A 23619-nucleotide genomic window follows, 5' to 3' on the forward strand; every position below is an offset into this window, starting at 1 on the left:
GCGTCAGACGCGGTGTTCGCCCTTGATCCAGCGCACGCTTTCGCCAGCAGTGCGCAGGACTGTCGCCCGGAAATCGGACACCCGGCTCTCGCCCGCTTGCGTCAGACGCGGTGCTCGCCCTTTATCCACCGCACCGTGCCGGACGAGGCGCGCATGACCACGCTTTCGGTCGTCATCAGCCCGCCGCGTCGGCGCTTTACCCCGTCGAGCAGCGATCCGTCGGTCACGCCGGTGGCGGCAAAGATGCAGTCGCCGCGGGCGAGGTCTTCCAGCTTGTAGATGCGGTCGAAGTCGCTGTCGGGGATGCCCCATTTGCGGGCGCGCGCCTTTTCGTCCTCGTTGCGGAAGACCAGGCGGCCGTTGAACTGGCCGCCGACGCAGCGCAGGGCGGCGGCGGCCAGCACGCCTTCAGGCGCCCCGCCGGTGCCCATGTACATATCGATGGTCGTGTCCTCGTCCGTCGTCGCGATGACGCCGGCAACGTCCCCGTCGCCGATCAGCACGACCCCGCAGCCCAGCTCGCGCAGTTCGGCGATGATATTGGCGTGGCGCGGCCGGTCGAGCACGCAGACGATAATCCCGGAGGGCTCGACGCCCTTGGCCGCCGCGACCGCCTTCACATTCTCGGTGGGCGATCTGGCGAGGTCGATCACGCCCTCGGGATAGCCGGGGCCGACCGCGATCTTTTCCATGTAGGTATCGGGCGCGTTGAGCAGGCAGCCTTCCTCCGCCGCGGCCAGCACGGCAAGCGCGTTGGGGCCGGCCTTGGCCGTGATCGTGGTGCCTTCGAGCGGGTCGAGCGCGATGTCGATCTTCGGGCCCTTGCCGGGCGCGCCGCCGACCTTTTCGCCGATATAGAGCATCGGCGCCTCGTCACGCTCGCCTTCCCCGATGACCACCGTGCCGTCCATGTAAAGCTCGTCGAACGCGGCGCGCATGGCCTCCACCGCAGCGGCGTCGGCCGCCTTTTCGTCGCCGCGGCCGATCAGCTTGCTCGCGGCGATGGCGGCCGATTCCGTCACCCGGACCATTTCGAGCACGAGGACACGGTCGAGGACGCTGGACGCGGTGGTCTTATTCATTGGCAATTCACCCGTTCTGGCAGAGGGCCACGGCAGCGTGCATAGCTATTCATGGCCGGTGCCGCGGCGCTTAGCCAGAGGCGAGGGGAAAGTCGAGCGTGCGAATTGACCGGTTGGCCCCGCTGGCAGCCCTGCCCCTTCTTCTGTTGCATTCACCGGCGCTGGCACAGGACCTCGACGCCCCGCCGGAACCGGGCACAGTGGAGAGCCTTGGCGTCTATCGCGCCGCGCCGCCCGACGAAATCGACCTGACTCAGGACGACCGGACCGAGCTTCCCGCCGATGCCGCCACCCCTGCCCAGCAGGAGGAATGCCGCAGGCAGCAGGAGGCGGCGATCGTGCGCGAGGAGATCGTGGTGTGCGGCGAGGTGGCCGACCAGTCCCAGTACCGGACGATGTCGCGCAAGGACGCACAGGCGCGATATGCCCGCGAAACCAATACGCAGGGCGCGTTCGGCGCGCCCGACCATGCACCCGACATTGCGGGCCCCGGCATCTTTCGCGGAAAGCCGACCATCAGCGGCGTTTGCCTGCCGCTGTCCTGCCCGAAGGCCCTGCCGCGTTTCATCGACGTTACCGCCTTGCCGATGGCCCCCGCCGGGTCCGACGCCGACCGGATCGCGCGCGGCCTGCCGCCGCTAGGCAACGAGACCGGCACCCCACAAGAGGCTGACGAAGAAGCGCCGGCTGAGCCGGAAGACGAGGACGGATCAGTCGGCGAGTAACTGCAGCGCCAGCGGCGCGTCGGTCAACACGTCCGATCCGCCGAGCGCTTCGAGCGCATCGCGCACGCAGCTTTCGCGGCCGTGGTGCGAGACCATCATCACCAGTACCTCGCCGCCGTCGGCCGACTGGCCGCGCTGCATCATCGTTTCGATCGACACCCCGGCATCGCGCATCGCGGCGGTCAGTTCGGCCAGCACGCCGGGCCGGTCGTAGACGCTGAAGCGCAGGTAGAAGCGCGCCTCGTTGGCGCCGTGGTCGGCGCGCCGGGCCTCCATCAGCCGATCCGTCGGCACAGCGAAGGCCGGGCCGGTCATGCCACGCGCGAGATCGACCAGGTCAGCAGCCACCGCGCTCGCCGTCGGCTCGGCCCCCGCGCCCGCACCCTGGAACAGCAGGCGGCCGGCGAAATCGCCTTCCACCACCACCGCGTTGGTCGGGCCGGTCACATGGGCCAGCGGATGACCGAGCGGGACCAGCATCGGAGCGACCTTCTGCAGCAATGCGCCTTCTGCCCCGCCGCTCGGCCGCGCCATGGCGACGAGGCGGATGACGTGGCCGAGCCGCGCCGCTTCCGCCACGTCGGCAGGGCGCAACCGGTCGATCCCCTCCGTCTTCACGCCGGCGAAATCGAGCTGCGTGCCGAAACCGATCGCGGCGAGGATGGCGAGCTTGTGCGCCGCGTCAATCCCGCCGATGTCGAAGCTGGGGTCCGCCTCGGCGTAGCCCTTCTCTTGCGCCTCGCCGAGGACGTCGGCAAAGGCGCGCCCGCTCGTTTCCATCTCGCTGAGGATGAAATTGCTGGTCCCGTTGAGGATGCCGTAGAGCCGCTCGACCCGGTTGGCCGCCGCGCCTTCACGCAGCCCCTTCACCACCGGGATCCCGCCCGCAACCGCCGCCTCGAAAAGAAGCGCGGCATCGTTGGCTTCGGCAAGCTGGGCAAGCTCGTGCCCGTGCTCGGCGATCAGCGCCTTGTTCGCCGTGACGAAGGCCTTGCCGGCGCCGAGCGTGGCCCGCGCGAGATCGAGCGCGGCGCCGGACGACCCGCCGACCACTTCCACCACCACGTCGACATCGCCGCGCGCAGCAAGCGCCGTCATGTCGTTTTCCCAGGCGAAGCCCGACAGGTCGACACCGCGATCCCGTCCCCGCTCCCTGGCGGATACCGCAGTCACCGCCAGCGAAACGCCGCCACGTTCGGCCAGAAGCGCGCTGTTCCCTTCGATCAGGCGCAGCAACCCCACCCCGACCGTGCCGAGGCCGGCAAGCCCGATCCTGAGCGGTTGTGTCATGTCGTCGATCATTCCGTCGGCCATCGTCATCGCCTCGCCCATAGCGCAGCCGCGCCCGATGGCGAGACAGTTAAGCTAGTGAGATGGCTAGGTGCGGTTGCGCAGACAGGGCCCAAGACCGTCGCGCACGACGCGGTAGTCGGATTCGGCCCGCGCACGGTCCTGCGCGCTTTCGGTCAGCAAAACGCCGGACGGCAGGCTATCCGGGAGGCTGCAGGCGAGGCGATACCACTCGAGAGTGCCATTGGCGGGCGCCGCCGCCGACTGATCGACGATCTCGCTCCATGACACGCCCCAGCGCGGCTGCTGCCCCGGGCGGCGCAGGATCGTCGCGGTGACCGTGGCGTCGTCGGGGCTCGCAAAGAAAATTTGCGTCTCCGATTCGCCGGCCAGGTTGCCAGGCACGGACAGCACGTCGCGCACGCCCGACACGCGCGGCGGCGCGTCCGCGGCGCTCAGCTGGGACATCACAGCCAAGGTCTGCTCGATCAGGCTCGGCGTTGCCGGAAGCTGCGCATCGGGCGCGATCAGCTGGATTTCGCCCGGAACGCGCCCCACCTTTGCGAAGACGATGACCGGAGCCTTTTCGATCTTGGGAGGTTCGCCTTCGGCATCCAGCGGCAGGTCGACGAGATAGGTAAGGACTTCGCCCACCGGTGCCTGCGAATACAGCAGCCGCTGCGTCTCCCCCTCGACGTAGAAGCGCACCATGCCTGGCGCGACATTCGGCGCGCGCTCCGGCTTCAGCGCGACCGCCTCGGCGATATTGACCACCGCGACCAGATCCGCCGCTTCGCCATAGGTGACGAAATCGGCGTAGGTCGGCGCCGGGCCCGCCGCGACCGGCGGCAGGCTGCGGATCTCGTCGCCGCCCCCGCCGATGCAGGCAGAAACTGCGAGAGCCAGCGGCGGAAGGGCGAGCAGGTTGAAAAGGCGCTTGGGCATGGTCTCTCCGGTAACGGGACGGCGATGAACGGAACCTATCTGGCGTGCAGGAGGTTGCGAGTAAAGACGGCCTTCAAAGCGGACCGGCGCGCGTTAACCTTTCGATAAACCGTTTGCGTTGCCGCGAGCTATCCCGCTAAGGGGCGCCCGTCCGGAGCCGGGACGTACAAGGGCTTCGGGCCGGGCCATCGCGGCCTTCGGGGAGTTGGATTGCGCCGCCTTCGCGGACATTCTCGCTAGACTCGGAGACGGCAGAAGGGGATGTTATCTCCCCGACTCGACCAAACGCGTTGGGTCCTTGGGATTGGCAATGGAGTGATGCAACTGAATGGCTTATGCTGACCAACAGATGAGCGGGAACAAGATTGTCTCGATCATTATCGTTGCGCTCATCCATATCCTCGTCGGTTACGTCTTGATCAGCGGCCTCGCCCTTTCTGCGGCGAAGAACGTGATCGAACGTGTGACCACGGTGGATATCGAAGAGCCGGAACCCGAGCCGACGGAAGAGCCGCCGCCGCCGGACGAGCCGCCGCCGGAAACGGTGCCGCCGCCAGTCACCGTGCCGCCGCCGCCGACGCAGATTAATCGGGCGCAGCCCGATCGCCAGACGACGTCGGAATCGCCGCCGCCGCGGCCTCCGGCCAGCTCCGCGCCGCCTCCGGGCCCGCCTCCGGGTCCGCCGCCGCCACCGCCTCCGCCGCCTCCTCCTCCGCCCCCGCCCCCGCCGCCTTCTCAGGCACGTGGTGTGCAGCCGGACAACCAAGGGCGCTGGGCAGGCCAGATCCAGAGCAACTATCCTTCGCGCGCCCTTCGTGCCGGCGACGAGGGTACCGTCCGGCTCACCGTTCGTGTCGGCTCGAACGGTCGGGTGGAAAGTTGCAGCGTGACCGGGTCTTCGGGCTCCAGCGCGCTGGACGATGCGGCCTGTCGCGGGATGGAACGCTATGCTCGCTTCAAACCGGCCCTGAACGACGCGGGTCAGCCGATCTCGTCGTCCTACAGTACCGCCATTCGCTACCAGATCCCGCGTTGATGGCGGCGGCGTAGCTAGATTTACGAATTCAATTTTCTGAGAGGAAATTCGCAATGCTTATCGAAATCATGGCCGCCGCAGGCGGTGAAGAAGTGAAGAACCAGTTCGGTTTCTGGGAAGCCATGGAACAGGGCGGTCCGATCGCCTGGGCCATCTTCGGCGTCCTTGTGATCATGTCGGTCGGTTCCTTTTACATCCTGTTCACCAAGCTGTTCGAACAGCAGAAGGTGATGAACCAGTACAAGGACACCCGCTCCAAGTTCTGGCGTGCGGGCAGCATCGACGAAGGTGCGACGAAGCTCGAAAAGAACAGTGCCTGGCGCCAGCTTGTCGACGATGCGCGTGAAGCCAAGTCGGAACACGCCAAGATGACCGACGACGTGGAAGCCCACGACTGGCTGCACGGCTCGATGGCTCGCAGCGAAGCAGCGATCAACGCGAAGCTCGCCGGCGGCCTGCCGTTCCTCGCATCGGTCGGTGCAACGGCACCGTTCGTCGGCCTGCTCGGTACGGTGATCGGTATCTACCGCGCTCTCATCAACATCGGCCTCGCCGGTTCGGCCTCGATCGACAAGGTTGCCGGCCCCGTCGGTGAAGCGCTGATCATGACCGCCATCGGCCTGCTCGTGGCCGTGCCGGCCGTGCTTGCCTACAACTGGCTGCAGAGCCGCAACCGTCGCATCGCCGCGATGCTCAGCGGTTTCTCGAACGAACTGATGGCCAACATCACTTCGAACGGTGCGGTGAAGCCGAAGGTGATGACCGCTACGTCGACCCAGGCAGCCGGCAAGGCAGCTGCCACGAAGCCGACCACGGCGACGGCAGCCCGTCCGGCGACGACCACGACGACCACGACGACCAAGCCGAAGGCATAACGGCGCCTCGTCAATTGCGATGAGAGGGCGGCCATGAGCCGCCCTCTCCCGACAAAACGAAGTTTTGAGACAGGACGAAAACCATGGCAATTTCAATGGGCGGCGGCGGTGAAGAGACGCCGATGTCGGACATCAACACGACGCCACTCGTGGACGTCATGCTGGTGCTCCTGATCATCTTTCTCATCGCCGTTCCTGTCGCCATCCAGACGATCGAAAAGCTGAATATCCCGGTGTTCGAGTCGATCGAATCGAAGGACAAGGTGGAAAATCTGCAGCTGACCGTCAGCACCACCGACGATGCCGGCCGCAGCGCCGGCGAGCCGGGTTACCAGGGCGCCTCGCGCAATGGCGATTGCCGCGTCTACTTCAACAATATCGCGCCGGTGGATTCGACCCAGCTTTACGAGCGTGCCGTCGGCCGCATCGACAATCTGATCGAGCAGGCAGGTAGCGTGGAAGCCTTGGTCGAAGACCCGGAGCGTATTCCGCAGGTCCACATCCGCGGCGACGCAAACGCACCTTGGCGCTGCATCGCAGGCACGATCTACCAGGTGCAGGCAGCCGGTTTTCCGGTCGTCGGCTTCATTTCCAATCCGACCGAGCCCGGCATCTAAGCCGCGCATACGGTACGGATAGAAAGAGTTAAGGAGTAACACCCCATGGCAATGTCAGGCGGCAAGGACGATGGCAGCCCGATGATGGAAATGAACACGACGCCGTTGATCGACGTCATGCTCGTTCTCCTCATCATGTTCATCATCACCATTCCCGTGGCGACGCACTCGGTCGACATCGACATGCCGGTGCCGAACGACCAGCCGCTCCCGGACCAGCCGGATCCGATCAAGAACAAGATCCTGCTGACCGAAGACGACCGCATCCTGTGGAACGGTGACGAGATCAACCAGCAGCAGCTGGTGAACCTTCTCGCGGAAACGCTTCGTTTCGAAGTCGAGCCGGAACTGCAGTACGAACCCTATCCGGCCGCAAGTTATGACCGGGCGGCCAAGGTCCTGCAGATCATCAAGACGTCCGGCGTGAGCAAGTTCGGCTTCGTCGGCAACGAACAGTATCGCAACTTCGGCACGGGTGGCCCCGCCAACCCCGTGGGCGGCGCCAACTAGGCTCCGCGACCAGAGAAACACCGGGAAGGGCGGCTTCGGCCGCCCTTTTTGTTGCGCGCCGCATGTGACGTTCGTCCGAGGCCGACGCATCGCGCTCCAAACAGCCCCGATGCATTCGCCACCCCATATAATACGTTATTACATCCAATGTGGGAGGTGAGCGATGACCGACACGCGATCCGGCACGATGGGCGAGATGAACACCACGCCGCTGATCGACGTGCTGCTGGTCCTCCTGGTCATGTTCATTATCACCATCCCGGTCGCCACCCACTCGGTCGATATCGATATCGGTGCCGACGGGACGCCGCCCGTCATCCCGATCGATCCGATCAAGAACAAGGTTGTCATCACGACCGACGGCGCCCTCCTTTGGAACGGCGAGCCGACCGGAGAGGCCGGCCTGATGCAGGCGCTGCAAGACACCAAGTCGATGCGACCCGCGCCCGAATTGTAGTTCGAGGCCTTCGCCGATGCGCCCTACAACGCTGCCGCTCGCACGCTGCGGCTGGTGAAGGCGAGCGGGGTGAGCAATTTCGGCTTCGTCGGCAACGAACCGCCAGTTCGCCGCTGCCGCCGAATAAGCGCAAGCACGGCTAGTTCTTGTCAACCTCCGGTCGCTCCGGCCGCTCCGGCCGCATGGCTGAGGCGGCGAGGCTTTCCGCCTCCAGTAGCAATTCGTCGTCGGCAGAGCCCTGCGGGGTGCTTTCCCGTCCGATCATTACCATGATCGGCACCGCGAGCGGGCTGACCCGGTCGAGTTCGACATGGACCAGTCGCTCCGCCGCATGATCGAGCACGTCGCCCAGCCGCCCGACGTCGGTCATCAGCGTGCGGGCATCGGCCCAGGCGGCTTCCAGCAGGACGTGGTCCGGCTCGTACTTCCGCAGCACGTCGTAGATCAGGTCGGTCGAAAACGTGACCTGCTTGCCGGTCTTGCGCTTGCCCGGGTGCTGGCGCTCCACGAGGCCCCCTATCACCGCAACCTCCCGAAAGGCGCGGCGCAGCAAATGCGACTGCTGGACCCAGTCGACGAACTCGTCGGCCAGGATGTCGGGCGACAGCAGCGGCGCGTGTTCGGTCACCGGGCGAAGGCCCCACACGGCAAGGCAATAATCGTTGGCGTTGAAACCCAGCGGCTTGAGCCCGCGATCCTCCATCCGCTTGGTCACCAGCATGCCGAGCGACTGGTTCGCGTTCCAACCGGCGAAGGTGTAATAGACGCTGTAGTGCCGCTTCGCATGGGGGAAGCTTTCCACCAGCAGCCGGCCCGGCGCGGGCATTTCGCTGCGCCAGTCCTGCACCTCGAGCCATTCGCGCACGTCGTCCGGGAAGCGGCCCCAGCCGGCCCGGTCGTCCAGCATCGCCTGCACCCGGTCTGCCAAATGCGTGGTCAGCGGCATGCGCGCGCCGCCATAGGAGGGGATCATCGCAGATTCCTTCGACGCACGGACGATCACCTCCATGTCGCGGATCTGTTCGACTTCCAGGCTCGTGCCGGAAAAGAAGAACGTGTCGCCCGGCGATAGCTGCGCCGCGAAGCGTTCCTCCACCCGGCCGAGCGACCGCCCGTTGCGGAAGCGCACCTCCAGCATCTCGGAATCGATGATGATCCCGGCATTGAGCCGATGCTTCGCTGCCATTTCCGGATGGGTCAGACGCCACATGCCGGCCCTGTCACGCGTGATGCGCTGGAACCGGTCGTAGGCCTTAAGCGCATAGCCGCCGGTGGCCACGAAGCCGAGCACGCGCTGCCACACCGCCTCGTCCACCCACGCATAGGCGAGGCTGGAGCGGACTTCGGCCAGCAGCGCAGCCTCTTCGAACGGGGCCGCGCAGGCGCAGGCCATCACGTGCTGGGCGAGCACGTCGAGCCCGCCGGGGCGGAAGTCCTCGCCGTCGCGCCGGCCCTCGTCGACCGCCTCCTTGGCCGCGGTCGCTTCGAGGAACTCGAACCGGTTGCCGGGCACGAGCAGCGCGCGGCTCGGCTGGTCGAGGCGGTGGTTGGCGCGGCCGATGCGTTGCAGCAGGCGGCTGGAGCCCTTGGGCGCGCCCATCTGCACGACGAGGTCGATGTCGCCCCAGTCGACGCCGAGATCGAGGCTGGCCGTCGCCACCAGCGCGCGCAGCTCGCCGCGCGCCATCGCCCCTTCCACCTTGCGGCGCGCCTCCTTAGACAGGCTGCCGTGGTGGATGCCGATGGGCAGGTTCTCCCCGTTCGCGTCCCACAGGTGCTGGAAGATGTACTCCGCCAGGAAGCGCGTGTTGGTGAAGACCAGCGTGGTGCGGTTCTGGCGGATGAGGTCGTAGAGCTGCGGGATGGCCCAGGTCGCCGCATGGCCGCCCCACGGCACGCGCTCCTCTTCCGGCAGCAGGATCTCCACCTCGGCGGGCGCGCCCTCCTCGCCTTCCACGAGTTCGACCGTATCGAGGTCACCCCACGGGGCGAGCCACTCGCGAAACCCTTCCGCATTAGCCACTGTCGCCGACAGGGCTGCGCGCCGGAGGCCGGGCGCAATGGCCTGCAACCGCGCCAGCGAGAGCGCGAGCAAGTCCCCGCGCTTGCCGGTGGCGAAGGCGTGGATCTCGTCGATCACGATCCGCTTGAGGCCTGCGAACAGCTCGAAACTGTCGGGATAGCTGAGCAGCAGGGAGAGCGACTCGGGCGTGGTCAGCAGGACGTGCGGCGGCTTCTCCCGCTGCCGGCGCTTGCGATCCGACGGCGTGTCGCCGCTGCGCGTCTCGACCCTGATCGGCAGGCCCATTTCCTCGATCGGTGCGATGAGGTTGCGCTGCACGTCATGCGCGAGGGCCTTGAGCGGACTGACATAGAGCGTGTGCAGCCCTGCCGGCGGCTCGGCGTCGCCAAGGCGCGAAGGCGTGAAGTCGGAGAGCGTCGGCAGGAAGCCCGCCAGCGTCTTACCCGCGCCCGTATCCGCCACCAGCAGCGCATGGCGCCCCGCATCGCTCGCCGCCAGCATGGCGCTCTGGTGCCGCCGCACCCGCCACCCGCGCCCTGCGAACCACTGCGCGATCTCCGGCGGTGTAGGATCGGTGTTGGAGCTACCCACGCGCGCTCCTCACCGATGGAACACTTGGAACACGGTCCTGGCGGAAATCCGGGGGGCAGGCGGGCGGGGACCTCATGCCGGGAGAAACGGGCGGAGAGCAGGATTGGTGCCGTACCGAGAACATGGCACCACTTTGCTATGCTGAACGGGCGTAGGAAAGTGCCTTAGTGCCCCACGCTTTCGCCGCGTTCGAGGCCGCTCAGCGCCAGCTGTTCGTCGATCTGCGCCATCAGCCGCGCGAGGCCTTCCTCGCTGTCGCTTTCGGCGCGGGCGACGAGGACGTCCTGCGTGTTCGACGCGCGCAGCAGCCACCAGCCGTCGTCGGTGGTGACGCGCACCCCGTCGGTCGTGTCGGCGTTCGCGTCACTGCCGGCGATGCGGCCCGCGACCTCGTCGATGGCGGCGAACTTGCGGCTCTCGTCCACCTGGAAGCGCATTTCCGGCGTGTTGATCATGTCCGGCATGTCGGCCCGCAGCTGCGTGACCGACTTGCCGAGCCGCGCGGCGGCGGCGATAAGGCGCACACCGGCGTACAGCGCGTCGTCGAAACCGTAATAATCGTCCGCAAAGAACACGTGGCCGCTCATTTCCCCGGCAAGAGGCGCGGCCGTTTCCTTCATTTTGGACTTAATAAGGCTGTGCCCGGTCTTCCACATCACCGGCTTTCCGCCGTGCGCCGCGACATGGTCGAACAGGGCGCGGCTGGCCTTCACATCGGCGATAACCGTGCTGTTAGGTAGTTTTCCGAGGAGGTCTTCGGCGTAGATCATCAGTAACTGATCCCCCCAGATGACGCGGCCTTCGCCGTCGATCGCGCCGATACGGTCGCCGTCGCCGTCGAATGCCACTCCGAAGTCGAGGTTCTTGTCCGCGACGAGGGCTTTGAGGTCGGCCAGGTTGGCCTCGACAGTGGGATCTGGATGATGATTGGGAAACGCACCATCGACATCGGTATAAAGCAGGTGATGCTCGCCCGGCAGCCGCGCGGCGAGCTTTTCGAGCGCGGGGCCGGCGGCGCCGTTGCCGGCATCCCAGCCGACGCGCATCCCGGCCAGCGCATCGGCATCGATACCGTCCAGTCCGGAAAGGATGCGGTCGATATAGGCGTCCATGATATCGACGCTCTCGACCTCTCCGGTCCCGTCGGCCCATTCGCCCGCGGCGCTCATCCGGCCGAGCCGCTGGATATCCTCGCCGAAGAACGGCCGGCCAAGAAATACCATCTTGAAGCCGTTGTAATTGGCGGGATTGTGGCTGCCAGTTATCTGAATGCCGCCATCCACCTCTTCGGCTGAGGCTTCCGCGTAATAGAGCATCGGCGTGGCGCTCATGCCGATGCGCCGCACGTCGCACCCGGCGGCGGTGAGGCCTTCGACCAGCGCATGTTCGAGGATGGGGGAGCTTGTCCGCCCGTCATACCCGACCGCGACTTTCTTGCCCCCTTCGGCGCGCAGCATGGTGCCGAAAGTGCGGCCGATGGCGCGCGCATCGTCTGCGCCCAGCGTTTCGCCGACGATTCCGCGAATGTCGTATTCGCGCAAGGTGGTGGGGTCGAAGGTATGGCTCATGGGATGGTATCCTCGGTCGGGTCGGGTGGCGGAGCTTCGCGGGGAAGCTCGCCCAGCAAAAGGTCGCGCGCAGCGTTGAGTTCCTGCAGACGCGCAGTTGAGCCGCCGCGGTCGGGATGGACCAGTGCGGCCATGCGGCGGTGGGCGGCGCGAATGTCCTTGTGGGTGGCAGTAGCCGACACGCCGAGCAGCTTGCGCGCCTTGAACACGGCCTGCCCGCGCGTGGGCTGCGCGCTCAGGTATTCCCACGGCCACTTGCCCAGCGCCCAGCGGACCACGATGCAGATCGCTGCGGCGATGATGACCAGCTTGGTCACGGTCAGGCCGTCTCCAGCTCTGCCGCCGCATGGGCCGGTTGCGGCAGATTGAGCGCTTTCAGCAGCACCCTCAGTTCCTGCCGCGCGACGAGGTGGCTGGTGCCAAGCTCGCCCAGGTGTCCCTTGTCGAGCAGCGTCAGCCCGGCGGGGAACAGGGCGCGATAGATCACGCGTTCGGACAGGCCGTGCGCGGTGCGGAAACCGACGCGCTTCGACATTTCGGCCAGCGCCTGGTCCAGCCGGCGCTGGTTCTTGGCCTCGACATGGCCGGTGCGATTGCGCACGACCAGCCAGTCCATCGCGCGCCGCCCCTGCTCCATCCCGGCGCGGCTGCGCTTGAGGCGCGCTTCCCAGATCAGCTCGGCATAGAAGGACAGTTTGCGGACCTTGAAATTGTCGGGATCGACCTGGCCGATGAGGTCGAAATCGACGAAGCTGTCGTTGAGCGGGGTGACCAGCGTATCGGCGTCGGTCGCCGCGTGGCGGGCCACCGGATCGTCGCGCCCGGGCGTGTCGATGATTACGAAATCGCAGCCATCGGACAGCTCGGAGAGCTTGGCGTCATAGGCATCGGTGTCGGTCGTATCGAGCACGTCGAAAACGGGACCGGGCAGCTCGATCTTCCGCTCACGCGCCAGGTCGCGGCGGTTTTCGAGATAGCGGTAAAGCGTGCGCTGGCGCGGATCGATATCCAGCGCGGCAACCTTCGCGCCCTGGTAGGACAGCGCGACGGCCACGTGCACGGCGGTGGTCGACTTGCCGGTGCCGCCCTTCTCATTGGCGAATACGATACGATGTGCGCTACCGGTGGCCATCGGCCTCCCCTTTCTGGCCTCCGCACGGCCCTGCCCCGGGCGATGCGAAAGCGTGATTGCGAAACCCGCCCGCGCCCCGCTAGGGACGAGGACCTGTTCGCACGTCCATAGAGGAGGGCTGCCCAAGTGGAAACCGTCACCGACCTCGCTTCGCTGCGCCAGGCTGTGGATGAATTGCGCGCCGCGGGGACAAGTTCCGCCACCGTGGCGCTGGTGCCGACGATGGGCGCGCTGCACGAAGGCCACCTGACGCTGGTGCGTGAGGCGGCGAAACGCGCCGATGCAGTCGTCGCCAGCATTTTCGTCAACCCGACCCAGTTCGGCCCGAACGAGGACCTGGACGCCTATCCCCGCCAGCTGGCCGAGGACAGCGCCATGCTGCAAGCCGAAGGCGTCGCGCTGCTGTGGGCGCCGACGGTGGAGGCGATGTACCCGGCGGGCTTTGCCACCACCATCGCGGTCGCCGATGTCAGCGAAGGGCTGTGCGGGGCCTCCCGCCCCGGCCATTTCGACGGGGTGGCGACGGTGGTGAACAAGCTGTTCGCGCAAGTCCGCCCGGACATGGCGCTGTTCGGCGAAAAGGACTGGCAGCAACTCGCCGTGATCCGCCGGATGGCGCGCGATCTCGACCTTACCATGCCGCATGTCGATGCAATCCACGGCGTGCCGACCGTGCGCGAGGAAGACGGCCTCGCCCTGTCGAGCCGCAACCGCTACCTCTCGGCAGATCAGCGCGCGTCTGCCGCGACCCTGCCCGCCGAAATGCGCAAGGCGATTGCCGCGATCGAGGCGGGAAGTGACGTTCCCGCGACGCTGGCGGCGCTGGAGGCACACTTGCTGCAAGCAGGGTTCGCCAGCGTCGATTACGCCACGCTGGCCGACGCCATGTCGCTCGCGCCGCTGGCCGAGACCCCGCGCGCAGACGCACGCCTGCTCGTCGCTGCACGCATCGGGACCACCCGCCTGATCGACAACATGGCGGTGCGACCGGGCAGCGGCCGGTAACATCGGCCTGCAGGGCCGACAAAGGGCGACCGCCCGCCCGCAGCGGCCCCGCAGCCGGAGCGGAGCCCCCGCGAAGGGACCAGCCGCGAGGATAGAGATGCAAGAACTGCAGCGGTTAGCGGGAATCCGCCCCACATTTTCCGCCCTTCCGAGGCCGCAGAAAACCGTGGTTTTCAAGAACTGTGGGAAGGTGTGTAGCCCGCTGTGTGAGAAGGTCAAGCATACTTCATCGCGGACCTAGCCTACAGTCTAACTTTCTCAGATCGCTTGTAGAGTCCGGTGAGGTCACAGTGAGAAACGCGAAACTGGCTCCGGCGCTTGAGCTCTGGTGTCATCGTGGACGCGTTCACCAGCTTGATAGCGGGATCGTAATAGACCTGCCCGGTGGCAAAGGCCTTGAGGAACATCAGGAAGTCTGTTTCTTCGCACAGAAGGACCTGAGGGCCGTAGCAATATCCGGACGGCGGGGTGCGAAACAGGGAGGGCACTTAGGCCGCCTGCGCATGCTTGCGGTTCCAGTGCGCCATCATGCCTTTGAAGCTCCAGCTCGCCGCGATTTCATCCTGGTCGCGGATCAGAATCAACTCACCATTAAGATCGGTGATCTTCCCGGTTATTTCGTCATAGCCTGACTGCGTCATGCGCAGTCCGGTCAGCGGATGGTGCTTACGCTGGCAATCGTACCGGCCACCGAAGTTGATACGGTCAGCTTTCCGGGACTGATCGGCATATCCGAAGCGCCGCATGAAAGCATCGACGCCCTCTGTGCGGTAGATGCCCCCGGTGGGTTCAGGTGTCATCAGCGTAACCGGCGACTTCGCCTTGAAGGACAGGAAGTCGCGCGACAAAACCGTTCGCGAGACAGGGCTTAGCCATCGATAACGGGTCGCTCCACGCGATCGCCAGCCGGTCCAGGTCGATTTATTCAACAGCCATTGAATAACGAAATACGGTGCCTTATGTTGCAGCGCACAAGGAGCGGTGAATGGCTGAACGACGCGGGCGTGGGCGCCCCAGAGAAAACGATAGCGACACCAGTGCGGCAATTTCGCGCGTCGCCATGCAGCGCTTTGCCGCGCAGGGTTTCGACGCCACCACGCTGCGCGAGATCGCCGGCGATGCCGGGGTCGACGTCGCGCTGATTTCCTATCGCTTTGGCGGGAAGCTGGGCTTGTGGAAGAATATCGTCTCGCAGGCCGGTACAGGCCTGCGCGAAGCGCTCGAACGGACTCTGGACGATAGCGAGATAACCGGCGCGCACAAGCGGCTCGAGAATTCGGCCCATGCCTTCCTCGCTTATCTTCTCCATCGACCAGAGGTCCCGCGCCTGCTACTGCGTGACATAACGATCGATAGCGATCGCTCGAAATGGCTGCTTGAGACGCTTTCTCTGCCCCTTCACCAGCATTTTATCGAGTTGGCGCAGGCCGCAGCGAATGAGCGGGACACGGCCCCGGCGCACCTCGAGTTCCGGGTGGCGAGTTTCATCTATTCCGCCGCCAGCACCGTCGCCCGGCGCGAACGCCTCGGCAAGCTTGTCGGGGGCATGGAAGACGATGCGCAGTTTGCAGCCGCGCTCGAAGAGGTGCTCGTCGAGGGAGCGATGATTCCGTGACCACTCGCACTGCCCTCGTCGACACAGTGGACGGTTACCGGTTCAAGCCGCACGAGATGCCGATCCTCCCCGGCTCTCCGGCCAATCCCGACCATCCTCCGGCGCGCCGCGCGGCCTATCTCGCTATCGGCATCTTCATGGCCCTGGTGGGCGGCGCGCAAAACGGTTTCCTGCTCGCCAATGCCCCGGCGCTCCAGGCCGAATTCGCGCTGACACCGGTCGAGACAGGCTGGCTGACGGTGGCCTTCTATTCGACCTACGCCACCATGAGCATGCTGTTGTTCCGCGTGCGGCAGGAATTCGGCATCCAGCCCTTCGTGCGCTGGGCCATGGCGGGGCTCGTCGCGGCCAATTTCGTGCAGATGATCGGTCCCGGCTACTATCCCGAACTCGCCGCGCGCGCGGTTGCGGGCATCACCGCTAGCGGACTGTCGGCGCTCGCCGTCTATTACCTCATGCAGGGTCTGCCCGCAGCCATGCGCGTCGGCGGGCTGGTCATCTCGCTCGGCCTGACACAGGTCGCCTTCCCGCTGACCCGCGCTCTGTCGCCGGCGCTGCTGGTCGATGGCGATATCAGCCATATCTTCCAGTTCCAATTCGCGCTGTCGCTGCTCGGCCTGGGAATGGTTTACTGGCTGCGCCTGCCGCCGGGCATCCGCAAGCAAACCTTCGAGAAGCTCGATATCCCTAGTATCGCCTTGTTCATCGTCGGGGTCGCCGCATTGTGCGCCTTCCTGATTCAGGGCCGCATCCAATGGTGGGACACGCCGTGGCTCGGCTACGCGCTGGCGATCAGCATCCTCGCGCTGGGCGGGTGCTTCCTCATCGAAGCCAACCGCAAGAGCCCCATGCTCGACCTCAGCTGGCTGTCGAGCCGCTCCATCCTCGCGCTCGCGCTGATCGGGGCGACGGTGCGCATCCTCGTTGCCGAACAAGGCTTCGGAGCGAGCGGGATGTTCGCCGCGCTAGGGTACGGCAACGAGCAGCTGACCGGCTATTTCTGGGTGCTGGCCGGGGCAACCTTCGGCGGCATGGCGCTGTCGGTGGTGCGGCTCGACCCCAAGGACCTCACCCGGCCCGTGCTATTCGCGATCCTCGTCATCTGCATCGCTGCCTTTGCCGATACGCGCACCGGGGTGATGACACGGCCGCAGGACCTCTACCTCACGCAGGCCGCCATCGCCTTCGCGGCGGTCTTCGCCATGGGACCGATCATGATGGAGGGCATGCTGCGCGCGCTTGCGGCGGGCCAGAGCTACGTCATCAGCTTCATCGCTATCTTCTCGCTCTCGCAATCGATCGGCGGCCTTGCGGGTATTTCGCTGCTGTCCGCCTTCCATACCGTGCGCCTGAAGACGCATCTTATCGACGCCGGAAGCACGCTCACCCTCGCGAACCAGCAACTGGGTCAGGCTCTCGGCAATGCCGCACAGCGCGCCGCTCCGCTCCAGGGCGATCCCGCGCTCCAGCAACAGGCGGCCGCATCGAGTGTCTCGCAGGAAGTTGGCCGAGAAGCTGCCGTGCTCGCTTTCAACGACGTATTCTTTCTCATCGGTACGCTCTCGGCGGTGACTTTCGCTGTCGTCTTCGTGCCGTGGCTAATCAACAAGATCCGTGGGCGTAACCCGCTTGCCAAGGAACTGGCCTTCATGGAGGCCATGCTCGCAAGGACCAGACAATGACCGACCCGAACCCTTCCGAAACCGAACCCGAAACCATGACCGAAGACGCACCCGCGCCCGAGCAGGAGGCCGGGTGGTCGCCCAATCCCTCACGCCTCCGGATCGTGGTGGCGGTCGGGGCGATCCTCCTCGGTGTGCTCGTGGCGCTGTTCGCATGGGACCTCCCGCCCTTCGACGGTGGCGACGAGACGACCAACAACGCCTATGTCCGCGGCCGCACCACGGTCGTCAGCCCGCAGGTTGCAGGCTATCTCGTCGAAGTGCCGGTGGCGGACTTCCAGCGCGTGGAGAAGGGCGAATTGCTCGCCCGGATCGACGATGCGCCTTTCCAGCAGAAGCTGCAGCAGGGCGCCGCCAACACGGCAGCGCAGCAAGCGACGCTGGCCAATAGCGCGCAAAGCCTGCGCTCGGCACAGGCGCAGCTCGAAGCGCAGGATGCCGCCGTCGCTGCGGCCCGCGCCGGGTTGCAGAAAGCGCAGGCCGACATGAACCGCATTGCCGAACTGGTTGGCGAAGGCTCGGTTTCGCTGCGCGAACGCGACCAGGCCCGCGCGGCACTGCAGCAGGCGCAGGCTGGCGTGAGGCAGGCGCAGGCGCAGCGCGCCATTGCGGCGGAGAATGTGCGTTCGGTTACCGTGGGGCGCGGGGCGCTCGAAGCGCAGGTCGCCGGGGCGGAGGCCTCCAAGGGGCTCGCCGAGTTCGAACTCTCGCGCACCGAAATCCGCGCGCCGCGTGCCGGTCGCCTGAGCGAGGTCAGCGCGCGCGTTGGCCAGTTGGTCACTGCCGGAACACAGCTCATGTACATCGTGCCCGACGATCTGTGGGTCGTGGCGAATTTCAAGGAAACACAGACCGCGAACATGGCTGTCGGCCAGCGCGCCACGCTCGAAATCGACGCGCTGGGCGGTCTCGAACTCACTGGCCGCGTGCAGAGCATTGCGCCGGCGGCGAGCAGCGAATTCAGCCTTGTGAAGCCCGACACCGGTGCAGGCAATTTCGTCAAAGTGCCCCAGCGTATCGCCGTGCGCATCGTGCTCGACAAGGGCCAGGACGCCGCACAGCGGCTCGGCCCGGGCATGTCGGTCGTCGCCACTGTACATACGGAAGACTGATGATGACGAGCCGATCACTTGCCGTCCTGGCGACTTGCGCCCTTGCTCTCTCGGCCTGCGCGCCTGCGTTGCAGGAAGCCCCGCTTGGCGCGGCGGTTGCCCCGCCGACCGGGTGGCGAACCAGTCTCGAGGTGACCGCTCCTGTTGAAAGGGACTGGTGGCACGCCTTCGGTGACCCGCAGCTTTCGCGGCTTGTCGAACAGGCCCGGCTCAACAATCCCGACGTGCAGATTGCCGCGGCTCGGGTCGAAGAGGCGCGCGCGACCGAGCTGGCCTCGCGCGGCTTCCTGCTTCCCGCAGTTGGCGCAGGCGTCGAGGGCGGCGTCCGGCGCGAGGTTTCGCCTTTCGGCCAGCCGCAGACCTCCGTTGCCGCACAGCCTGCATTCCGTGCTTCCTACGAACTCGATCTCTTCGGCAAGAATGCCGCCCGCGTCGATGCGGCCGAGGCTGGCGTTGCCGCAAGCGCTGCAGGCGCGGAAGCGGCGCGGCTATCGGTAAGCGCGGCAACCGCCAGCGGCTACATCACCCTGCTGGCGCTAGACAAGCGGCTCTCCGTGCTCGAGGAAACGCTGGCTGCACGGCAGGAGGCGGTAAAGTTCGCCCGCGACCGGGCCGAAGTCGGCTACACCTCCCAGCTACCCCTCAGGCAGGCCGAGGCCGAGTATCAGGCCACCGCACAGCTCGTCCCGCAACTCAAAGCGCAGATCGCGCGGCAGGAAAACGCTCTCTCAGTACTGACCGGCGAGTTGCCGGGCACCATCGAGCGGGGCGGGACGCTGGCGGACCTGCGCCAGCCACCCGCACCTGCGATCCTTCCATCAGAGCTGCTGCGCCGCCGTCCGGATGTCGCTGCAGCGGAGTACCGCATTGCGGCGGCAGATGCGCAAATGCGCGTGGCCCGCGCCGATTTCATGCCCTCCATCGACCTCGGGGCAGCGGCTGGTGTGGCGCTTTCCGACCTGCTTGCCGATCCCATCAGTGTCTGGTCGCTGGGTGGCAGCATCCTTGCTCCGATCTTCCAGGGCGGGAAGCTTCAGGCACAGCTCGATGGTGCGACAGCGCAACGGGACCAGGCGGCCTGGGCCTACCGCTCAGCCGTCCTCAACGCATTTCGCGAAGTAGAGGATCGCATGGCGGTGCTGGCAAATCTGAAAGAGCAGGAAACTGCACTCGAGGCCCAGCAGGTGGCCGTGGCCGATGCATTGCGCCATGCTCGCAACCGCTATCGTGCCGGCTACACACCCTACATCGAGCAGGTCGATGCACAGCGTGCCTTGCTGGGCGTCGAGCTGTCGCTGGTGCAGACCAGGGCCGATGAACTGACCGCGCTGGTCGGGCTCTATCAGGCTGTGGGTGGGGCGCCAGAATAAATGCACCAAGACCTTCGGGCTTGCGACTGAGAAAAGCTGCTTTTCTACCATGATCGGTCAGAGGAACTCGTTGCCGGAGCGCTGCTGAAGGTCCGCTTTCACGCGAACTCGAGGAAAGTCCCAATGTCCGAATTTGGGGCGCAAAGCCGTCGTTCAGACGCTGAAGTTCAAATGCCTTCGCACGCCACCACACTGGGAAAAATCCGTCCGTCCAGCGTCGCTGTTCGAGGTCGGTAGGTAGCGGGGAAAAGCCCTTCGGCGGCCTCGTGACACGAGGCAAAAATGAACAAGCTGAACGAGCAACCGGACGAGACCGGCACCGATTGCCATCTCCATAGCGACAAGCGCAGTCCGCCGGATCGCCGTGGTCGACACCGAAACGACGGGCCTAGCCGTTGAGCGCCACCAGATCATCGAATTATGCGTCGCCATCGTGCTGGTGAACGACGCCGGACACATCATCGCTGTCGAAGTCGTCAGGAGCGGACTGGTCGATCCGGGTCACCCGCTGCCGGTAGAGATCGTGGAACTGACCGGTCTCACCGATACCGATCTCGCCGGTCGATCAATCGACAACGATCAAGTCGCAGAAATGCTGGCATCCTGCGATGGCGCTATGGTGTTCAATACGGGCTTTGACAGGCCTCACCTTGAAAAGTTGATCGGTCGGCACGTCCCCGTGGCATGGGGTTGCGCAATGGCTGACGTGCCGTGGCGCAAGCTTGGGTTCGAGCCAGGACCGCAAGGGTACGTTTTGATGCAGGCGGGTTACTACATGCCTCGGGCTCATCGCGCGAAGGACGATGTCCTCGCGCTCGTCGAATTGCTCGACCACGTCTGCGCAGACGGCGAAACCGTCATGGCCAAGGCTCTGGCGGCAATGGACGCTCCAACGTGGAGGTTCGAGGCACAGGGGGCGCCATATGGCTATAAAGACGACCATTTACCGGACGAGGGACGGTGCGCAGATCATGCAGGTCGAGCCGTGCCGGATGAGCCGCAGCAAGCCGATTATGCTGGTCACGACAGATCGACGCCAGGCCTTCCGGCTCGACAAACGGTGCCTGCTGCGATCGTGCGCCGTGCCATCGCGTGCGAAGGTCGAGCGCGGCGTCGAACGCGCATGGCAGGACATCCGCGCTGCGATGAGCACGGTCGAGGTCGATCCTGAGCTGTGGGAAGCCGGCTATTTCAGCCTGTTCACCGATGCGCAGGCCTTCGCCGACTTCATGGCCTGACCGGCTTCACATCTCCCTTCACCATTACGCAGGCGGCGTCTCCAACAGGAGGCGCCGCCTGTCTCGTTTTTCAGAACAGGATTTTCAGCATGCCCCATTCCCATAGACGCCATCCGCGGGTGCTGTGCTCGCTCGCGATCATCCGCGATCCCGGCGAAAGCAGCCCGCGATCCGCTATACGATCGACCGCCATCTTCACTGTCCGCCGCGAACAAAAGGGCGGCGCAAGGTTCGCTATCGATCACCGCGCGTTCGATCGGACAGCGAACCGGGCCGATATTCTGGCCGGACTGGCCGAGCGCATTCCGGAAGGAGCGACCGTGATCGCGCGCGCATCCAAGACATCACAGCATTACCTTCGGCACGCATTTGCAGCCGGCGGGCCGCTGCCGCCAGCTGACTTGCAACTGCTTCAGCGTGGCCGCCCGGACCTCGATATTCTCCCGCTCGAATGCGCAAACAGCGTGCTGGAAGAGATTTCTGCCGCATACCGGATCGAGACCAGGCCAGCGATGGAGCATGGCGAAACCTGCGCGATCATGTCGAACTGGACTGTCTCCTGCTCGCTATCGCGAAGGTCGGATGGTTAGTTGCGCAGGGCACGAATGGCCTGCGGCTTGAGCCTGCCATCGTGACACTGGTCGAGGGGTTCTTGCGACGACGCCCGGAACATGGGCTGGCTGACGAATTGCGAGCGTACATCGATTGCATGCACGGCAAGATCGCCGAGGGTTTTGATATCGCGGCCTGAGGCTTCGTCCTTCAAATGCGGCGGACTGGAGACATTCAGACATCGCCAGTCCGGTACAGCATAGGACTATTCCTGTGTGCCTAGACACTCCACAAAAAGAAACGCTAGCGAACTAAAGCTGAACAATCTGAGCGCCTCGATCATGCCAGAAACCGATCCGCTGCGTTACGCCCAGACGCGGATCCAGCACGCGAGCGCTTGTTCAGGTGCAGGAGATTTACCCGGGGCGGTGTCGGGATATGTCCGGTGACATTGGGCACCTCGCGCTCGAGGACCGCGAGCCTTTCGGCCAGTTCCCGCTCTTCGCCAAGAGCAAGCGCACGGCGATTGTAGTTTCGGCCGCCGGTGGTGCGTTGGCTGTGGCCTACGTGACGTGCAAGCAGTGCTTCGCTCACATCCTCGCCAGCCATTGCACTATAGTGAAAAGTCCGCTGCGAATGGTAGTCGGCATGCTTACCAGCAAACGCGCCAGAAATCGGACGTATTCATCGATGTCCGCAGGCCCGTAATCCGACATAACCTTATCACCCGTAAGCCAGGCGAATGCCTCGAGCATATGGCGGGTCTTGTTATTGTCCGGTTGCGAGCCATTCGCCTCAAACATCATATCGTGCAACTCGTCCAACTGCTCGCTGAATCGCACGGTGGTGGTTTTCGCGAAAAACAGGTTCCCCTCGTCTTTCTGGGCAGGCGATGATTCCGCAGGGTCAGCCCGGGCAGCATCCAGAGGATTAGGGGCAGAATTTCCAAAGGCTGACCGCAGGCTGGTAGGCGAGTCTTCGGCAAGTAATTGGTGCGGCCCGCTGCGCGCTTGCTGCTCGTCGATCGTCAGATGGCCGCGCTCGATTTTCGGCGTCATCAGCATAAGCAACTCGTCCCATCTCGCGGCCAGCCGACGAACGAGACGACGCGCCTCGACCGGATCGGCTGTGCCCAACGCTTTGCTTATAGGATGGCTACAGCCAAAACGGCCGGATTTCTGCGGCGAAAGTGATAGCGGGGTCCGCGACGCACAAGATAGCTGTGCTAACCCACCCCAGCGATCCCGGACACCGAACGCGTTCGGTGTTTCCGCTTCCATCACACAACTCATGTGAGAAGCCATGTGAGAAGTAATGGGTGGTGTGCGCATTACCGCCTCCAAAGTGGCGGTTTTCTGCGGTTTTTTCAGAAGGCTGGAGCGGGTAGCGGGAATCGAACCCGCATAACCAGCTTGGAAGGCTGGGGCTTTACCACTAAGCTATACCCGCTCGGGCGCCGTCAGGCGGGGCGAGCATTGCCATCCAATCCCCGGACACGCAAGCGCCAGTTGCCGGCGCACGAGGCCGCCGTTCAGCCAGCCCCGATCAGTCTGACGGCGTAACGGCCTTGGTGATCGTCTCGCTCAGCGTTTCGGTCGGCTGCGCTTGGGGTGCGTCGTCCTCTTCCGCCTCCGCCTCGAAATTCGCGAGCCCGCCGCTCTCCGCGATCACGATATCTACCCGGCGGTTCCTGGCGCGGCCTTCTTCATCGGGCTCCCCATCGGGCAGCGCGTTGGGCGCGACCGGGTTCTGCTCCCCGAAGGATACGATGGTGATCCGGCTTTCGGCCACGCCCTTCTCGACCATGTAGTCGGCAACCGCCTGCGCCCGGGCTTCCGAGGCGCGCAGATTGGCGGCGTCGTTGCCGCCTGCGTCGCTGTGCCCGCCGAGGGTGATCGGCCAGCCCTTCGCCACCTGCTCGCTTTCCAGCAAGCTATCGATCGCCGCGCGGGCCTCTGCGGCAAGCTCGGCCCCGCCTTCGGGAAAGCCGACCGTGGCAGACAGCGGCTCCAGCGCGATGGGCACCGCGGTCTCCGCCTCCACGTCGGGCCGCAGGATCGAGGCCGTGCCGGTCGCGCTGGGCGTGGCGGTAGGCTCCGGGTCTGCGCTGTCCTGCCCACTGTTGTTGCAGGCCGCCAGCGCCAGCAGGCTGGAGGCTGCAAGAGCGGTTCGTAACCTTGTCGTGTTCATCCGG

Annotated in this window: 23 protein-coding genes, 1 tRNA gene and 1 pseudogene; 13 read left to right on the forward strand and 12 right to left on the reverse strand. The window is 65.3% G+C overall.

Annotated elements, in window-relative coordinates:
- Positions 1-101: 101 nt before the first annotated feature.
- Entirely contained in the window at positions 102-1082 is a 981-nt protein-coding gene (gene glpX, locus QQW98_RS04440; RefSeq protein ID WP_290136339.1) for a class II fructose-bisphosphatase, read from the reverse strand.
- A 98-nt stretch (positions 1083-1180) separates the two neighbouring features.
- Here glpX and QQW98_RS04445 point away from each other — a divergent pair, with 98 nt between their 5' ends.
- A complete protein-coding gene (locus QQW98_RS04445) occupies positions 1181-1807 on the forward strand; it encodes a hypothetical protein (RefSeq protein WP_290136340.1) in 627 nt (208 codons plus the stop codon).
- On the opposite strand, the gene QQW98_RS04450 is transcribed toward QQW98_RS04445, so the two are convergent.
- Together QQW98_RS04450 and QQW98_RS04455 are read right to left on the reverse strand one after the other, a co-directional pair.
- On the reverse strand, positions 1793-3097 hold the full coding sequence (locus QQW98_RS04450; protein ID WP_290136861.1) for a homoserine dehydrogenase: 1305 nt from the start codon (positions 3095-3097) through the stop codon (positions 1793-1795). The genes QQW98_RS04445 and QQW98_RS04450 overlap by 15 nt on opposite strands.
- Positions 3098-3184: 87 nt before the next feature.
- Positions 3185-4042 (reverse strand): hypothetical protein, encoded by an 858-nt coding sequence (locus tag QQW98_RS04455; RefSeq protein ID WP_290136341.1) that lies wholly within the window; start codon positions 4040-4042, stop codon positions 3185-3187.
- A gap of 328 nt (positions 4043-4370) precedes the next feature.
- Here QQW98_RS04455 and QQW98_RS04460 point away from each other — a divergent pair, with 328 nt between their 5' ends.
- The 5 genes from QQW98_RS04460 to QQW98_RS04480 all read left to right on the forward strand — a co-directional run bounded on the left by QQW98_RS04460 (position 4371) and on the right by QQW98_RS04480 (position 7537).
- Positions 4371-5078 (forward strand): energy transducer TonB, encoded by a 708-nt coding sequence (locus QQW98_RS04460; protein ID WP_290136342.1) that lies wholly within the window; start codon positions 4371-4373, stop codon positions 5076-5078.
- Between the two features lie 53 nt (positions 5079-5131).
- Complete coding sequence (locus QQW98_RS04465; RefSeq protein ID WP_290136343.1) at positions 5132-5953, forward strand: MotA/TolQ/ExbB proton channel family protein; 822 nt, start codon at positions 5132-5134, stop codon at positions 5951-5953.
- An 83-nt stretch (positions 5954-6036) separates the two neighbouring features.
- The gene (locus tag QQW98_RS04470) at positions 6037-6570 is read left to right on the forward strand and encodes an ExbD/TolR family protein (protein WP_290136344.1); all 534 of its coding nucleotides are present in this window, start codon (positions 6037-6039) and stop codon (positions 6568-6570) included.
- A 45-nt stretch (positions 6571-6615) separates the two neighbouring features.
- Positions 6616-7080, forward strand: a complete 465-nt coding sequence (locus QQW98_RS04475; protein WP_290136345.1) for an ExbD/TolR family protein — start codon at positions 6616-6618, stop codon at positions 7078-7080.
- Positions 7081-7243: 163 nt separating this feature from the next.
- Positions 7244-7537, forward strand: a complete 294-nt coding sequence (locus QQW98_RS04480; RefSeq protein ID WP_404800864.1) for an ExbD/TolR family protein — start codon at positions 7244-7246, stop codon at positions 7535-7537.
- Between the two features lie 139 nt (positions 7538-7676).
- On the opposite strand, the gene QQW98_RS04485 is transcribed toward QQW98_RS04480, so the two are convergent.
- The 4 genes from QQW98_RS04485 to QQW98_RS04500 form a co-directional block, all read right to left on the reverse strand.
- Positions 7677-10151 (reverse strand): ligase-associated DNA damage response DEXH box helicase, encoded by a 2475-nt coding sequence (locus QQW98_RS04485; protein WP_290136346.1) that lies wholly within the window; start codon positions 10149-10151, stop codon positions 7677-7679.
- A 164-nt stretch (positions 10152-10315) separates the two neighbouring features.
- Entirely contained in the window at positions 10316-11719 is a 1404-nt protein-coding gene (pgmG, locus tag QQW98_RS04490) for a phosphoglucomutase/phosphomannomutase PgmG (protein WP_290136347.1), read from the reverse strand.
- A complete protein-coding gene (locus QQW98_RS04495) occupies positions 11716-12036 on the reverse strand; it encodes a J domain-containing protein (RefSeq protein ID WP_290136348.1) in 321 nt (106 codons plus the stop codon). Before QQW98_RS04495 ends, pgmG begins: the two co-directional genes overlap by 4 nt.
- 2 nt (positions 12037-12038) lie before the next feature.
- Entirely contained in the window at positions 12039-12851 is an 813-nt protein-coding gene (locus tag QQW98_RS04500; RefSeq protein WP_290136349.1) for a division plane positioning ATPase MipZ, read from the reverse strand.
- A gap of 126 nt (positions 12852-12977) precedes the next feature.
- Here QQW98_RS04500 and panC point away from each other — a divergent pair, with 126 nt between their 5' ends.
- Positions 12978-13856, forward strand: coding sequence for a pantoate--beta-alanine ligase (gene panC / locus QQW98_RS04505; protein ID WP_290136350.1), 879 nt, complete (start codon positions 12978-12980; stop codon positions 13854-13856).
- 242 nt (positions 13857-14098) lie between these two features.
- On the opposite strand, the pseudogene QQW98_RS04510 reads toward panC, so the two are convergent.
- Positions 14099-14902 (reverse strand): annotated as a pseudogene (locus tag QQW98_RS04510) (MvaI/BcnI family restriction endonuclease).
- Here QQW98_RS04510 and QQW98_RS04515 point away from each other — a divergent pair.
- From QQW98_RS04515 to QQW98_RS04540, 6 genes are all read left to right on the forward strand, one after another.
- Positions 14842-15471, forward strand: coding sequence for a TetR/AcrR family transcriptional regulator (locus QQW98_RS04515; protein WP_290136351.1), 630 nt, complete (start codon positions 14842-14844; stop codon positions 15469-15471). The pseudogene QQW98_RS04510 and the gene QQW98_RS04515 sit on opposite strands and share 61 nt — an antisense overlap.
- A complete protein-coding gene (locus QQW98_RS04520) occupies positions 15468-17153 on the forward strand; it encodes an MFS transporter (RefSeq protein WP_290136352.1) in 1686 nt (561 codons plus the stop codon). The genes QQW98_RS04515 and QQW98_RS04520 overlap by 4 nt, the downstream gene beginning before the upstream one ends.
- A complete protein-coding gene (locus tag QQW98_RS04525) occupies positions 17150-18265 on the forward strand; it encodes an HlyD family secretion protein (RefSeq protein ID WP_290136353.1) in 1116 nt (371 codons plus the stop codon). The genes QQW98_RS04520 and QQW98_RS04525 overlap by 4 nt, the downstream gene beginning before the upstream one ends.
- Positions 18266-18267: 2 nt before the next feature.
- Complete coding sequence (locus tag QQW98_RS04530) at positions 18268-19635, forward strand: efflux transporter outer membrane subunit (RefSeq protein WP_290136354.1); 1368 nt, start codon at positions 18268-18270, stop codon at positions 19633-19635.
- 364 nt (positions 19636-19999) lie between these two features.
- On the forward strand, positions 20000-20806 hold the full coding sequence (locus tag QQW98_RS04535) for an exonuclease domain-containing protein (RefSeq protein ID WP_290136355.1): 807 nt from the start codon (positions 20000-20002) through the stop codon (positions 20804-20806).
- Positions 20807-20962: 156 nt separating this feature from the next.
- Complete coding sequence (locus QQW98_RS04540; protein ID WP_290136356.1) at positions 20963-21463, forward strand: hypothetical protein; 501 nt, start codon at positions 20963-20965, stop codon at positions 21461-21463.
- On the opposite strand, the gene QQW98_RS04545 is transcribed toward QQW98_RS04540, so the two are convergent.
- From QQW98_RS04545 to QQW98_RS04560, 4 genes are all read right to left on the reverse strand, one after another.
- Positions 21460-21639: a hypothetical protein gene (locus QQW98_RS04545; protein WP_290136357.1), complete on the reverse strand. Its 180-nt coding sequence runs from the start codon at positions 21637-21639 to the stop codon at positions 21460-21462. The two genes, QQW98_RS04540 and QQW98_RS04545, sit on opposite strands and share 4 nt — an antisense overlap.
- A gap of 376 nt (positions 21640-22015) precedes the next feature.
- A complete protein-coding gene (locus QQW98_RS04550; protein WP_290136358.1) occupies positions 22016-22756 on the reverse strand; it encodes a DUF6538 domain-containing protein in 741 nt (246 codons plus the stop codon).
- A gap of 44 nt (positions 22757-22800) precedes the next feature.
- Positions 22801-22874 (reverse strand) — tRNA-Gly (locus tag QQW98_RS04555).
- Between the two features lie 96 nt (positions 22875-22970).
- Positions 22971-23615: an OmpA family protein gene (locus QQW98_RS04560; protein WP_290136359.1), complete on the reverse strand. Its 645-nt coding sequence runs from the start codon at positions 23613-23615 to the stop codon at positions 22971-22973.
- Positions 23616-23619 lie beyond the last annotated feature (4 nt).

The organism is Alteriqipengyuania flavescens, from assembly GCF_030406725.1.
GTDB classification, from domain to species: domain Bacteria; phylum Pseudomonadota; class Alphaproteobacteria; order Sphingomonadales; family Sphingomonadaceae; genus Alteriqipengyuania_B; species Alteriqipengyuania_B flavescens.